Genomic DNA, 13317 nt, shown 5'->3' with positions numbered 1-13317 from the left:
CTGCCCGAGGACGTGACCTTCGACCGGCCCGGCAACGCGCTCGACCATCATCCGACCTGGAAGCACGTCCACTGCCCGCAATGCGGCGTACCTGCCCGGCGTGAAACCGACACCATGGACACCTTTGTCGACTCGTCCTGGTATTTTGCGCGCTTCACCGCCCCGCACGCCGACACCCCGACCATCCCGGCCGTCGCTAACGACTGGCTGCCGGTGGACCAGTATATCGGCGGCGTCGAGCATGCGATTTTGCACCTGCTCTACTCGCGCTTCTTCACCCGCGCCATGAAGCAGACCGGCCACCTCAATATCGAGGAGCCGTTCAAGGGCCTGTTCACCCAGGGCATGGTGGTCCACGAGACCTATCGCGACACCTCCGGGGAGTGGCTGTCGCCCACCGACGTCGCGGTCTCCGGCATGGATATCCGAACCGCCGTCCACGCCAAGACCGGCGCCCCGGTCGAGATCGGCGCCATCGAAAAGATGAGCAAATCCAAGAAGAACGTCGTCGACCCGGACGAGATCGTCGCGACCTACGGTGCCGATACGGCCCGCTGGTTCATGCTGTCCGACTCCCCGCCGGAACGCGACGTGCAGTGGACCGAGGCCGGCATCGAAGGCGCCAGCCGCTTCCTGCAGCGCGTCTGGAAGCTGGTCGGTGACTTCCTCGAGCTCGAGGACGACATCGCCACGCGCCTGACGGGCACCGGCGACGCGGGCGTGCTCGACCTCCGCAAGGTCGTCCATCGCACCGTCAACAATGTCGGCGGTGAGATCGAGGGCCTGCGCTTCAATCGCGCCGTTGCCCAGATCTACGAGCTCTCGAACGCCATCGCCAAGTTCTCGCAGTCCGTCGCGACCCGCGTCTCGCCTGAACAGCGCGACGCCTTCCGCGAAGCCGTGGAGCGTCTGGTGCAGCTCATCGCCCCGATGATGCCGCATCTCGCCGAAACCTGCTGGGCGGCGCTCGGCAAGACCGGGCTCGTCCTCGACGCCGGCTGGCCCGTCGCCGATCCCGCGCTGCTGGTCGATTCGACCGTCATCCTGCCGGTCCAGGTCAACGGCAAGCGCCGCGGCGAGATCACCGTGCCGGTCGGCGCGCCCAAGGAGCTGGTCGAGAAAGAGGTCTTGTCTCTCGAAGCGGTTGCCCGCATGCTGGACGGCAAGCCGCCCAAGAAACTGGTGATCGTCCCCGACAGGATCGTCAATGTGGTTGTCTAAACCATTGTTTCGGAACGTCTTTGTCGCGCTGACTCTCGTCGGCGCGACGGGCCTTGCCGGCTGCACAGGGCTCACTCCGGTCTATGGCGAACGGGGCATTGGCACCGAGCGTCATCCGCTCAACTATGCCGATCCGCAGAACCGGCTCGACCAGATCATCTACCAGGAACTGGTCCTGCGCTTCGGCCGCGCCACCGACCCGGCCAGCCCGACCGTCCGCATCACCACATCGAGCGACACCCGCCGGCTCACCCGCTCCAACGTCGAGCGTCCCAGCGAGCAGCGCGAGGCGAGGGTGAAAGCCCTCATCGAACTCGTCGCCCCCGACGGATCGATCCTTCTCTCGACCACCCGCTCGGCCGCCGCGCTCTACACCATCGACAGCCAGGTGCTCGCCGAGACGGAGGCCGAGCGCGAGGCGCTCGAGCGCGCCGCCCGCGAACTCGCCGAGACCGTCCGCCTCACCCTTCTCGGCGCCCTCAGCCAGACGGCCACCTGATGGTCGCGCTCAAGGCGCACGAGGTCTCCCGCTTCGTCGACCGACCCGATCTCGAAGCCGGCATCATCCTCGCCTACGGCCCGGATGCCGGGCTGGTCCGCGAAACTGGCCAGCGCCTCGCCCGCCGCTTTGCCGGCAACGACGCCGACAGCATGAACCTCGTGGTCCTCGACGGCAGCGAGCTCGACGCCGATCCCTCCCGCCTCGCCGTCGAGGCCAAGACCACCTCGCTGTTCGGCGACCGCCGCGTCATCCGCGTGCGCGGCGCCGGCAAATCGCTGGTCATGCCGCTCACCGAGCTTAGCGACGACCCGGGGTCGATCATCATCCTCGAAGCCGGCAACCTCACCCCCAAGGACCCGCTCCGCGCCCTCGTCGAAGCCGCCAAGCTCGGCCGCGCCCTGCCCTGCTACCCCGACAGCGACGAATCGCTCGGCCGCCTGATCTCCGAGACCTTCTCCAAGGCCGGCATCCGCGCCGATCAGGACGCCATCGCCGCGCTGCGCGACACTCTCGGCAACGACCGCGAGATCACCCGGCGCGAACTCGAAAAGCTCGTGCTCTTCGCCGCTAGCAGCAAGCTGTTGACCCGCAACGATATTCTGACGCTCTGCGCCGACAACGCCGCCCTTGTCCTCGACGAAGTCGTCGACGCCACCGGCTCCGGTCACGCAGCCGAACTCGATACGGCGCTCGAGCGCGCCATCGCCCAGAACGTCAACACGCAGCAGATCCTCGCCGGCGCGCTCGGCCACTTCGCGACCCTCCGCCGCTGGCGCACCGAAGTCGACACCGGCAAATCCCCCGGCGCCGTGCTCGACGGCGCCCGCCCCCGCCCGCACTTCTCCCGCCGCTCCACGCTGGAGCGCCAGCTCCGCCTGTGGACCGACGATGCTTTGAGCGCGGCCCTCGACCGCCTGCAACTCGCCGTCGCCGACAGACGCAAGCGCTACGGCCTGCAGGACACTCTCAGCCGCAGGGCGCTTCTGGCGATTTGTACAATGGCGGCAGAGCGTTAGCCGATTGTTTCACGTGGAGCAGCGCTGTGAACGTCAGGGTCGCTGACTGATTTTACCGGCCAGGATGAACGAAAGATGGACGCTGCCTGAACGTTCCCTGAGGTGGAATCACCTGCAAATCCATGCTTTGGACGCGCGATAGTCCAGCATCAGACCAGCCACAGGCCGTGAACTTCTGCCAGTCGCCGCGGCTACACGCCGTACCCAGTGAGCTTCATGCAGATGCCGTCGAGCTGCTCCAGCGTCCGATACCGGATCTCGAGCCGCCCGCCCTGGTCCTTGTGGTCGATCGCCACATGCAGCCCGAGTACATCCGACAGCCGCTTCTCCAGCGCCGCCGTATCGGTGTCCTTCTCGGCCGCCGGCGCCGGCTTGCGCTTCGGGCCGTTGATCTCGCGCTGCGTCATCGCCTCGGCTTCGCGCACCGAGAGCCCGCCGCCGACGATGCGCTTGGCCAGTGCCGCGGGGTCATCGGCGGTGATCAGCGTGCGCGCATGGCCCGCCGTCAGCTCGCCGCGCGCCAGCATGTCGCGCACGTCCTGCGGCAGCTTCAGCAGCCGCAGCGTATTGGCGACATGCGAGCGGCTCTTGCCGATCACCTGCGCCAGGTCGTTCTGCGTATAGTCGAACTGCTCGATCAGCTGGCCGTAACCCATTGCTTCCTCGAGCGGATTGAGATCGACGCGCTGCACGTTCTCGATGATCGCGAGTTCGAGCGCTTCCTTGTCGTCGACCTCGCGGACGATCACCGGCACGTCGTTGAGCCCGGCCCGCTGCGCCGCGCGCCAGCGCCGCTCGCCGGCGATGATCTCGAACTGGTTCGGATCGTTGGTCGGACGCACCAGCAAGGGCTGCATCACGCCCTTTTCGCGAATCGAGCTGGTCAGCTCCTCAAGCTGGTCCGCATCGAAATCGCGCCGCGGGTTGGCGCGGTTGGCCACCAGGAAATCGACCGGCAGGCGTTTGCCGCCGCCATCGGCGAGCCGCGCGCCCTCCATGGTCGCCATGTCGCCGATCAGCGCCGCAAGGCCTCGCCCGAGCCGTGATGGTTTCTCGTTCATCGTCAATTCCTCATGCGGCGATGAGCTGGCGCTCACGCCGTATCACTTCGGTGGCGAGGCGTAGATAGGCCTGGCTGCCGGCACATTTCAGGTCGTAGAGCAGCGCCGGCTTGCCGTAGGACGGCGCTTCGGACAGGCGAACATTACGCGGTATGACAGTCTCGTAGACCAGCGATCCCATCTCCGAACGCACGTCCGCCAGCACCTGCTCGCTGAGATTGTTGCGTCGGTCGAACATCGTCATCACCACGCCCTGGATCGACAATCGCGGGTTGAGGGTGGTGCGGATCTGCTCGATGGTCTGGAGCAGCTGGCTCATCCCCTCGAGTGCGAAGAACTCGCACTGCAGCGGCACCAGCACGGCGTCGGCGGCAACAAGGGCGTTGATCGTCAACAGGTTAAGCGAGGGCGGGCAGTCGATCAGTACATAGCTGACGGACTGACCGTTGATCGTCAGGTCGGTCATCCCGCGGAACGCATCGCGCAGCCGGAACGCCCGGTCGGCCTGCTGGGCGATGGTCAGCTCCACCCCGAGCAGGTCGAGCGTCGAGGGGACAATCGCCACGTTCGGCACGCTGGTCATCACCGCGGCCGCCGAAACCTTGGCGTCGCCCATGAGGAGATCGTAGCTCGAGACGTCGCGCCCTGAGCGCGAGATGCCGAGCCCCGTCGAGGCATTGCCCTGCGGGTCGAGATCGACGATCAGTACGCGTTCGCCAATTGCGGCAAGGGCCGTGGCCAGGTTGATCGCGGTAGTGGTCTTGCCGACCCCACCCTTCTGGTTGGCGAGGGTCAGGATTCGAGGAGCCAAGGCACGGCCTCCGAGCGTTTCCGCTAACTAGATGGTTTTGCGTCGCAAATTGCTGATGGTCAGCAATACGCCGGCCTCGTCGGTGGCGCTGTTGGTTATTACCACGTCGAAGTCCCACGCCAAACGGCTTTCTCGCAGCTCCACAGCATGATCCCTGCCCTTGTGCAGGATCGCGCGGGTTTCCGGGCCGAAGAAGGCGTGGATAAGTTCGAGCAGGGTCGGCAGGGCCGCCAGCGCCCGCGAGGTGATGACATCCGGCCGCAATGTTTCACGTGAATCAATTGAGTCGGTGCGCCCGGCATGCACCGTAGCGTTTAGGCCCAGTTCGCGAATCACCTGCCGAAGGAAAGCCACCTTCTTCCCGATCGGCTCGACCAGCGTGAAGGAGGCCGGTCCTCGTTTCAATGCGATCGCCAGTGGCAGGGCCGGCAGGCCGCCACCTGAACCGATGTCCAGAAAACGTTCATCATCGGGGCAAAGGAGCGGCAGAATCTGGAGGGAATCGACAATGTGCCGCGGCCACAGCGCATTTTCTGTTTCACGTGAAACAAGATTCTGCACCGCGTTCCATTTCTTCAGCAGCGCAGCAAAGGATTCCAGATCGCGGAGAACCTCGGCCTCCGGCCGAACAAACACGCCCGCGTAAGGACTTAGGTCCGGCATCAGCCCGCCTGGCGCAGGCTGCCGCGCCGGACGATCGAAAGGATCAGCGTAATCGCGGCCGGCGTCACGCCATCGATGGCCTGCGCCTGCGCAATCGTCGCTGGCCGGCGCTCTCCCAGTTTCTGGCGCAGTTCCATCGACAGGCCGGGCAGGGCCGCATAGTCCATCCACTCCGGGATCTCGCGGCCCTCGTCCCGCTTCACAGCTGCGATATCCGCTTCCTGGCGCTCAATGTAGACCGCGTACTGCGCATCCACTGCCAGCTGCTCCATGATCGCCGGCGCAATGGTCGCCACCTCCGGCCAGAGCGGCACAAGATTGGCCGCCTCCACACCCGGATAGGACAGCAGTTCGAAGGCCGAACGCTGCTGCCCGTCGGCATTAACCGCCAGACCAGCCTTCCGCGCCGCGGTCGGCGTCGCAGAGAGCCGATCAAGCAATGCCCGCCCGCTGACCAGCGCTGCCCTGCGGGCCTCGAAGTGCTCGCGCCGCTCCTCGCCAACAAGCCCGGCCGCAATGGCACCGGGCGTCAGGCGCTGATCAGCGTTGTCACTCCGCAGGTGGAGCCGGAACTCGGCCCGCGAGGTAAACATCCGGTACGGCTCGGTTACGCCCCGCGTCACGAGGTCGTCGACCATCACCCCAAGATAGCTCTCGGTCCGCGACAGCCGCAGTGCATCGGCGCCGGTCACCGCCCGCCCGGCATTGGCCCCGGCGTATAGGCCCTGCGCCGCCGCCTCCTCATAACCGGTTGTGCCATTGATCTGTCCGGCCAAGTACAATCCCGGCAGCCGCCGCAACTCCAGCGTCGCCCGCAGCTCGCGCGGATCCACGTAGTCGTACTCGATGGCATAGCCCGGCCGGATGATCCGGACGTTCTCCAGTCCGGGCATGGACTTGAGGAACGCCTCCTGTACCTCAGCGGGCAGGGAGGTCGACAGCCCGTTGGGATAGATCGTCTGGTCGTCAAGCCCTTCCGGCTCAAGGAAAATCTGGTGGCTATCGCGATCGGCAAAGCGCACCACCTTGTCCTCGATCGACGGACAGTAGCGCGGGCCACGGCTCTTGATCCGCCCGGAGTACATGGCCGAGCGATGCAGGTTGTCCGAGATGATCCGATGCGTATCCGCCGTCGTGCGGGTGATATAGCAGCTGATCTGTGGGGTGGTGATCGACTTTGTCAGGGCCGAGAACGGCTCAGGCGGATCATCGCCCCGCTGTTCCTCGAGGCCGGAGAAATCGATGGAGGTGGCATCGAGCCTTGCCGGGGTGCCGGTCTTCAGCCGCCCCAGCGTCAGCCCAAGCGCCTCGAGGCGTGTCGATAGCCCCAGCACCGGCTTCTCGCCTACGCGGCCCGCCGGTACCGTCTCTTCGCCCCGGTGGATCAGTCCCCGCAGGAACGTCCCGCTGGTCAGCACCACGGCCCTGGCGCCAAACCGGCGGCCATCAAGGAGCACGGCGCCGGCGATCCGTCCGTCGGTGACGACGAGGTCATCAACTTCGCCTTCGATGACGGTCAGGTTCGGCTGCGCGAGGATCGCCGCCTGCATGGCCTGACGATAGAGCTTGCGGTCGGCCTGCGCACGGGGACCGCGCACGGCAGGGCCCTTGCGGCGGTTGAGCACCCGGAACTGGATGCCGGCCGCGTCGGCCACGCGGCCCATCACGCCGTCCATGGCATCGATCTCGCGCACCAGGTGGCCCTTGCCGAGCCCGCCGATCGCCGGGTTGCAGCTCATCTCGCCTATGGTCGAAAACTTGTGGGTAATCAGCGCAGTAGGGACGCCGAGGCGCGCCGAGGCGGCCGCAGCTTCACAGCCGGCATGGCCGCCGCCAACAACAATGACACCGAAATCGCTCATCACACGTCCTCAGGGAGGGCGGTCTACGGCAATGTTTCACGTGAATCAACGGTTGTGCGCAGGCGGGCAGCCATGTCCATGCCGTGCGAACCGTTTCACGTGAATCACTTGCCGATGCAGAAGGCGCTGAACAGCCGGTCCAGCACCGCCTCGACATCCATCTTTCCCAGCAGCCGCGCCAGCGCATCCGATGCCCGTCGCAGGTCCTCGGCTGCCAGCTCTTCCTCGCCGAAATGCGCGATCGCTGCCTCAACTGAACTTACGGCGGCGCTAAGCGCTACTAGATCGCGTTCGCGACTCACCAGAGCCGGTTCGCCGGACGTCTGGCCGTCAGCAAACCGGGCGATCCGCGCCAGCAGCTCGTCGACGCCCGCGCCCGTACGGCTGGAGACCGCCAGTTCGCCGGCAACCCCCGGCAGGTCCGACTTCGACCCCACTATCCACACATCCGCCTCGGTCGCGGGCGCCGGACCCACCTCAACGTCCGGTGCCTGCAGCCAGAGCACCAGGTCGGCGCCCCCGATCTCGCGATGCGCCCGGCGCACGCCTTCGGCTTCGGCCTTGCTGTCGCTCTGCCGCAACCCGGCCATATCGACCAGGATGACCAGCTGCCCATCGAGATCGACGGCAACCTCGCGCACATCGCGTGTTGTGCCCGGCTCGTCCGTCACGATGGCGACGTCGGACTTGGCCAGCGCGTTGAGCAAGCTGGACTTGCCGGCATTCGGCGGCCCCGCCAGTGCCACCCGCAGCCCTTCGCGGACGATCCGCCCCGAAGTGATCGAACCGGCTACGGCCAGCAGATCGGCCCGAACCTCGCGGAGCCGGCTCAGCACTGTCTCCGGAAGCTCCGCATCGACATCGCCCTCATCGGAAAAGTCGAGCCGCGCTTCGATCTCGGCACGGGCATCGAGCAGCGCCTCGCGCCAGGCGTCGAGGCGCTCGGATAGCGCGCCATCAAGCCGGGCCAGCGCCAAGCGCCGCTGACCTTCGGTCTCTGCCTGGATCAGGTCACCAAGACCCTCGACCTCGGTGAGGTCGAGCTTGCCGTTCTCGAAGGCCCGCCGGGTAAATTCGCCGGCTTCTGCGAGGCGCACGCCGTCCATCGCCCCCAGCTGCCGGAGCAGGGCGCGCACCACGGCCGGCGACCCGTGCACCTGCAGCTCGGCACAATCCTCGCCGGTAAAGCTATGCGGCCCGGGCATCCAGGCGACGAGACCGCGGTCGATGAGATCGCCGCCGATGCGGATATCCGCCAGTTTGAGACGCCTCGGGACGGGGAGGGCGCCGAGCATACCGCTCAGCACCACACCAGCTTTCGGCCCCGACAGTCGCACGACCGCGACCCCCGACGGCAGGGCGCCGGAGGAGAGGGCGACGATGGTGTCGTCGTCGCGCATAGCCGGCAGGAGTTAGGTGTTCATCGAGTCGAAGAAATCGGAGTTCGTCTTGGTCTGACGGATCTTGTCCATCAGGAACTCCATGGCGTCGACCGTGCCCATCGGGTTGAGGATACGGCGGAGCACGTACATCTTCCTGAGGATATCCGGCTCGACCAGCAGTTCTTCCTTGCGGGTGCCCGACTTGGTGACGTCCATGGCCGGGAAGACGCGCTTGTCGGAGACCTTGCGGTCCAGCACGATTTCCGAGTTACCGGTGCCCTTGAACTCTTCGAAGATCACTTCGTCCATGCGGCTGCCGGTATCGATCAGCGCCGTCGAGATGATGGTCAGCGACCCGCCATCCTCGATATTGCGCGCCGCGCCGAAGAAGCGCTTCGGCCGCTGCAGCGCGTTGGCGTCGACACCGCCGGTCAGCACCTTGCCCGAGCTCGGCACCACCGTGTTGTAGGCGCGGCCGAGGCGGGTGATCGAATCGAGGAGGATCACCACGTCGCGCTTGTGCTCGACGAGGCGCTTGGCCTTCTCGATCACCATCTCGGCGACCTGGACGTGGCGCGATGCCGGCTCGTCGAAAGTCGAGGAGATAACCTCGCCCTTCACCGAGCGCTGCATGTCCGTCACTTCCTCGGGCCGCTCATCGATCAGCAGCACGATGAGGTAGCATTCCGGGTGATTGACGGCGATCGATTGTGCAATGTTCTGCAACAATACGGTCTTGCCGGTACGCGGCGGCGCAACAATGAGGGCACGCTGGCCTTTGCCGAGCGGCGCCACCAGATCCATGATCCGGGCGCTCTTGTCCTTGACGGTCGGGTCCGGAAGCTCGAGGCGCAGCCGCTCGTCGGGATAGAGCGGCGTCAGGTTGTCGAAGTTGATCTTGTGGCGGACCTTCTCGGGGTCCTCGAAATTGATGGTGTTGACCTTGAGCAGCGCAAAATAGCGCTCGCCTTCCTTGGGAGACCGGATCTGGCCTTCGACCGTATCGCCGGTGCGCAGCGAAAAGCGGCGGATCTGCGAGGGGGAGACGTAGATGTCGTCGGGGCCGGGAAGGTAGTTCGCGTCGGGAGACCGCAGGAACCCGAAACCATCGGGCAGGACTTCCACCACGCCCTCGCCGGTGATGTCCACCTCGCGCGCCGCCAGCTCCTTGAGGATGGCGAACATGAGCTCCTGCTTGCGCATCGTCGAGGCGTTCTCGACCTCATAAGTCTCTGCGAATTCAAGCAGTTCGGCAGGCGTCTTGGCCTTGAGCTCGCTGAGCTTCATATTTTCCATTGCGCGGAAGACCCTTGGGCAAATCGTAAGTGGTGGGGAATGTACGGAGAGGGGGGTTCGCCCGGAAAGCGCCGGGGAGGCGCCCATCGATCAGGCAGTGACTTCAGATAGCTAAAAGCTTCGTTACATTCAAGTAGAATGCGGATTCACGTGGAACATTCCAAGGCGTCGCGGCGGCCAAAGCGCGATCCGACGACAGGAGGCCACGGGAACTGACGACGAATCTCCAGCGGCATCGGCCGTCAGAACGGCTTCACCACCACCGCGATCACGATGACGATGGCGATGACGAACGGGATCTCGTTGATGGCGCGGAAGAACTTCGCCGGCCGCGTGTTGCGGTCATTGGCGAAATCCCTCAGCAGCCGGCCGTAATAGCCGTGGATGCCGGTGAGGAGGATCACCATCACCGCCTTCAGCCACATCCAGCCCTGGCTGAAATCGACGATCCCGAAGCCGAAGGCGAGCCACAGCCCGAACACCCAGGTGGCGATCATCGCCGGCGTGGTGATGCCGCGGTAGAGCCGCCGCTCCATCAGCTTGAAGGTCTCCGACTGCACCGAGCCCTTCTCGGCATCGGCGTGATAGACGAACAGCCGCGGCAGGTAGAGCATCCCTGCCATCCAGGCGATCACCGAGATGATGTGCAGCGCCTTGACCCATTCCATCGCTCAGGTCCCCCGCGCCACGGCAATCAGCCGCTCGACATGCGCAATCGGCGTTTCGGGGAGGATCCCGTGTCCGAGGTTGAAGATATGCGGGCGGTCGCGGAAGCCGGTCACGATCTGCCGCACTCGGACATCCATCTGTTCGCCGCCGGCCAGGAGCCGCAACGGATCGAGGTTGCCCTGCACCCCGAGGCCGGACGGCAGCTCGCGGGCAAACTCAAGCGGCGTGGCGTAGTCCAGTCCCAAGAGGTTCACTCCGGTTGTCTCGGCATAGGCCGGGAGGTTCCCCGCCGCGCCGCGCGGAAAGCCGATCACCGGAGCGCCCGGCACAAGTTTTCTCAGCCCTTCGACAATCCGCCGATTCGGTTCGATCACCCAGTCCGAGAATGCGATCTCGTCGAGGTTCAGTGCCCAGCTCTCGAACAACTGCACCACGTCGGCGCCGGCTTGGAGCTGCGCGGCGAGATATCCGATGCTCGCCTCGACCAGGATGTCGATCAACTGCGCGAATGCCGCCGGCTGCGTCAGGGCGAACAGCCGCGCCGCCGCCTGGTCGGCCGAGCCGCGCCCGTTGATCATGTAGGTCGCAACCGTCCAGGGCGAACCGCAGAAGCCGATCAGCGTCTTCTCCGGTGCCAACCCCGCCCGTACTCGTTGCACCGTCTCGATGATGGGGCTCAGCTTTTCCAAAGCCCCTTTGGGATCAAGCCGTCCGATCGAGTCTGCCGTGACGGGCTCAAGCTGCGGCCCTTCGCCTACCTCGAAGCGTACGTCCTGGCCGAGGGCATCAGGGATGACGAGGATGTCGGAGAACAGGATCGCCGCATCGAGATCGAACCGGCGCAGCGGCTGTAGGGTCACTTCCGAAGCCAGTTCCGGGTTGTAGCAGAGATCGAGAAAGCTCCCGGCTTTCGCTCGAAGCTCGCGGTACTCCGGCAGGTACCGCCCGGCCTGCCGCATGATCCAGATCGGCAGGCGCTGCTGGCGCCGACCGAGCACGGTTTCCAATAGCGGTTTGAGCACCGGTGTCGGGGTCATCGCCCCAACCCAAAAAGAGAATCTAGATTCTTAATCATCATTATCATGGCGGTGTTTTGCAGGAATTCACGCCTGCCCACAACGTGCAGTGCGGCGACAGAAGCGCACGGCGACGGGTCACGCGGGGCCTGTGGAACATCGGGAGGCGGGAGTCGTGGACGGCGCCCGGAGTCGGGCGGTTAACTAAGCGTTAACCATGCCACATTGGTTGACGATCCGTTAACGCGCCTGTTGATGAACCCGCCCTGGGCGCAACCGGTTATCCCCACAACTCACCTTAACCCTTTGTTAACTCTCCCGGACGGCCGGGCTGTTGATGGATTTCGCCCGAGCGGGGAGAAGTCCGGTTCCCGGGTCGGCGGGCGGCTTTTCCACCGCCTTGGGACTTGAGCCAGCGAGGACAGTGTGGAAAACCCGATCCATGCTGATCCTCGCTTCCCAGAGCCGGACGCGAAAAGCCCTGCTGGCGGGCACCGGGCTCCGATTCGAGACGAGTCCAGCGCCAATCGACGAACGGGCGCTCGAGGCCGAAGTGCTGGGGAAAGGCGGCGACGCCATCGCGGTGGCGCAGGCGCTGGCCGAGGCCAAGGCGCTCGCCGTATCCAATGGCCGTCGCGGCGCTGCGGTCATCGGCGCCGACCAGGTGCTGGCGCTGGGAGACGCGCTGCTGCACAAGCCGGAAAGCCGCACCGCAGCGGCGGCGCAACTGGACCGGCTGCGGGGCCGCACCCACTTTCTCCATGCCGGCATCGCGCTGGCGCGCCGTGGCAAGGTGCTGTGGTCGACGACCGAGACCGCGAGCCTCACCATGCGGGCCTTCGATCGGGTCGAACGGGACACTATCCTCGCGATCGAAGGCGACGCGGTGCTGGGCTCGGTGGGCGGCTATCGGCTCGAAGGGCCCTCGATCAGGCTGTTCGAACGCATCGAAGGCGACTATTTCACCATCCTCGGCCTGCCCTTGTTGCCTTTGCTGGCAGCGCTCCGCCAACATGCCCCCGAAACTCTCGGCGATTGATTCACGTGAAAAAAGCCTTCGTCATCGGCCACCCGATCAAGCACTCCCGTTCGCCCCTGATCCACGGCACGTGGCTCGAGGCGCACCACATCGACGGGAGCTACGAGGCGATTGACGTCGCCCCCGCCGAGCTGCCGCAGTTCATCGAACGCCTGCGCCAGGGCGAGTTCGCCGGCGGCAACGTGACCATTCCCTTGAAGGAGGCGGTATTTGCCCTCTGCGACAGCGTCGATCCACTGGCGACCACCATTGCCGCAGTGAATACGCTGGTTGCTCGCGACGGCAAGGTGCATGGCTTCAACACCGATTTCATGGGCTTTCTCGGCAATCTCGACCAGAACGCGCCGGGCTGGGGGGAGGGTCTTGCCCGCGCCATCGTGCTGGGCGCCGGCGGTGCCGCACGCGCCATCCTCGTGGCGTTGCGCGAACGGGGGGTGCCCGAAATCGTGCTCCTCAACCGGACACCCGAAAAGGCCGAAGCGCTGGCGCGGGAAATCTCCGGTCCGATCGTTTCGGGCCCGCTGTCCGACTTCGCCCGCTACGCCCCCGGCGCCGGCCTTGTCGTCAACACCACCTCGATCGGCATGCACGACACCCGCTTCGAGGACATCGACCTGCGCCTCCTGCCGGGGACCGCGCTGGTTACCGACATCGTCTACGTCCCGCTGGTCACCCCGCTCCTCGCCGACGCCCGTGCCCTCGGGCTCCGTACCGTCGATGGGCTCGGCATGCTGCTGCATCAGGCGGTTCGAGGTTTCGAGGCCTGGTTCGGAATCCGG

General features: G+C 65.6%; 13 protein-coding genes. 5 read left to right on the top strand and 8 right to left on the bottom strand.

Going from position 1 to position 13317, the window contains the following annotated elements; translation table 11 throughout:
* From JWQ89_RS16390 to holA, 3 genes are all read left to right on the top strand, one after another.
* Positions 1-1221, top strand: a 1221-nt coding sequence (locus tag JWQ89_RS16390) for a class I tRNA ligase family protein (RefSeq protein WP_299642698.1), incomplete at its 5' end; no start/stop codon positions are given.
* Complete coding sequence (gene lptE / locus JWQ89_RS16385) at positions 1214-1720, top strand: LPS assembly lipoprotein LptE (RefSeq protein WP_299642696.1); 507 nt, start codon at positions 1214-1216, stop codon at positions 1718-1720. The genes JWQ89_RS16390 and lptE, both read left to right, overlap by 8 nt.
* Entirely contained in the window at positions 1720-2739 is a 1020-nt protein-coding gene (gene holA, locus JWQ89_RS16380) for a DNA polymerase III subunit delta (protein WP_299642695.1), read from the top strand. Before lptE ends, holA begins: the two co-directional genes overlap by 1 nt.
* Before the next feature lie 191 nt (positions 2740-2930).
* On the opposite strand, the gene JWQ89_RS16375 is transcribed toward holA, so the two are convergent.
* The 8 genes from JWQ89_RS16375 to hemE all read right to left on the bottom strand — a co-directional run bounded on the left by JWQ89_RS16375 (position 2931) and on the right by hemE (position 11520).
* Positions 2931-3800 (bottom strand): ParB/RepB/Spo0J family partition protein, encoded by an 870-nt coding sequence (locus JWQ89_RS16375; protein WP_299642693.1) that lies wholly within the window; start codon positions 3798-3800, stop codon positions 2931-2933.
* Between the two features lie 10 nt (positions 3801-3810).
* Positions 3811-4611 (bottom strand): ParA family protein, encoded by an 801-nt coding sequence (locus tag JWQ89_RS16370; RefSeq protein WP_299642692.1) that lies wholly within the window; start codon positions 4609-4611, stop codon positions 3811-3813.
* A gap of 27 nt (positions 4612-4638) precedes the next feature.
* Positions 4639-5274: a 16S rRNA (guanine(527)-N(7))-methyltransferase RsmG gene (gene rsmG, locus JWQ89_RS16365; protein WP_299642690.1), complete on the bottom strand. Its 636-nt coding sequence runs from the start codon at positions 5272-5274 to the stop codon at positions 4639-4641.
* Positions 5274-7136 carry a tRNA uridine-5-carboxymethylaminomethyl(34) synthesis enzyme MnmG gene (gene mnmG / locus JWQ89_RS16360; RefSeq protein ID WP_299642688.1) on the bottom strand — a complete coding sequence of 621 codons (1863 nt, stop codon included), beginning with the start codon at positions 7134-7136 and terminating at the stop codon, positions 5274-5276. Before mnmG ends, rsmG begins: the two co-directional genes overlap by 1 nt.
* 104 nt (positions 7137-7240) lie before the next feature.
* The gene (gene mnmE, locus JWQ89_RS16355; RefSeq protein WP_299642686.1) at positions 7241-8536 is read right to left on the bottom strand and encodes a tRNA uridine-5-carboxymethylaminomethyl(34) synthesis GTPase MnmE; all 1296 of its coding nucleotides are present in this window, start codon (positions 8534-8536) and stop codon (positions 7241-7243) included.
* Between the two features lie 12 nt (positions 8537-8548).
* Complete coding sequence (gene rho / locus JWQ89_RS16350) at positions 8549-9814, bottom strand: transcription termination factor Rho (protein WP_299642684.1); 1266 nt, start codon at positions 9812-9814, stop codon at positions 8549-8551.
* Positions 9815-10056: 242 nt separating this feature from the next.
* Positions 10057-10482, bottom strand: coding sequence for a protoporphyrinogen oxidase HemJ (gene hemJ, locus JWQ89_RS16345; protein WP_299642682.1), 426 nt, complete (start codon positions 10480-10482; stop codon positions 10057-10059).
* A gap of 3 nt (positions 10483-10485) precedes the next feature.
* Positions 10486-11520 (bottom strand): uroporphyrinogen decarboxylase, encoded by a 1035-nt coding sequence (hemE, locus tag JWQ89_RS16340; RefSeq protein ID WP_299642680.1) that lies wholly within the window; start codon positions 11518-11520, stop codon positions 10486-10488.
* A gap of 421 nt (positions 11521-11941) precedes the next feature.
* Between hemE and JWQ89_RS16335 the strand changes: the two genes are divergently transcribed.
* Together JWQ89_RS16335 and JWQ89_RS16330 are read left to right on the top strand one after the other, a co-directional pair.
* Complete coding sequence (locus tag JWQ89_RS16335) at positions 11942-12538, top strand: Maf family protein (protein WP_299642678.1); 597 nt, start codon at positions 11942-11944, stop codon at positions 12536-12538.
* Between the two features lie 5 nt (positions 12539-12543).
* The coding region (locus tag JWQ89_RS16330) for a shikimate dehydrogenase (protein ID WP_299642676.1) at positions 12544-13317 on the top strand (774 nt) is incomplete at its 3' end.

Origin of the sequence: Devosia sp. (genome assembly GCF_028290645.1) — a bacterium.
Classification (GTDB): domain Bacteria; phylum Pseudomonadota; class Alphaproteobacteria; order Rhizobiales; family Devosiaceae; genus Devosia_A.
Note: the sequence above shows the minus strand (reverse complement) of the source record. Positions and strands in the feature narration are given on the sequence as shown.

Bases quoted from the DNA above. Each gene is read 5' to 3' on its own strand.
- holA (WP_299642695.1), top strand. From the start codon at position 1,720: ATGGTCGCGCTCAAGGCGCACGAGGTCTCCCGCTTCGTCGACCGACCC.
- JWQ89_RS16375 (WP_299642693.1), bottom strand. From the start codon at position 3,800: ATGAACGAGAAACCATCACGGCTCGGGCGAGGCCTTGCGGCGCTGATC.
- rsmG (WP_299642690.1), bottom strand. From the start codon at position 5,274: ATGCCGGACCTAAGTCCTTACGCGGGCGTGTTTGTTCGGCCGGAGGCC.
- mnmG (WP_299642688.1), bottom strand. From the start codon at position 7,136: ATGAGCGATTTCGGTGTCATTGTTGTTGGCGGCGGCCATGCCGGCTGT.
- mnmE (WP_299642686.1), bottom strand. From the start codon at position 8,536: ATGCGCGACGACGACACCATCGTCGCCCTCTCCTCCGGCGCCCTGCCG.
- rho (WP_299642684.1), bottom strand. From the start codon at position 9,814: ATGGAAAATATGAAGCTCAGCGAGCTCAAGGCCAAGACGCCTGCCGAA.
- hemJ (WP_299642682.1), bottom strand. From the start codon at position 10,482: ATGGAATGGGTCAAGGCGCTGCACATCATCTCGGTGATCGCCTGGATG.
- hemE (WP_299642680.1), bottom strand. From the start codon at position 11,520: ATGACCCCGACACCGGTGCTCAAACCGCTATTGGAAACCGTGCTCGGT.
- JWQ89_RS16335 (WP_299642678.1), top strand. From the start codon at position 11,942: ATGCTGATCCTCGCTTCCCAGAGCCGGACGCGAAAAGCCCTGCTGGCG.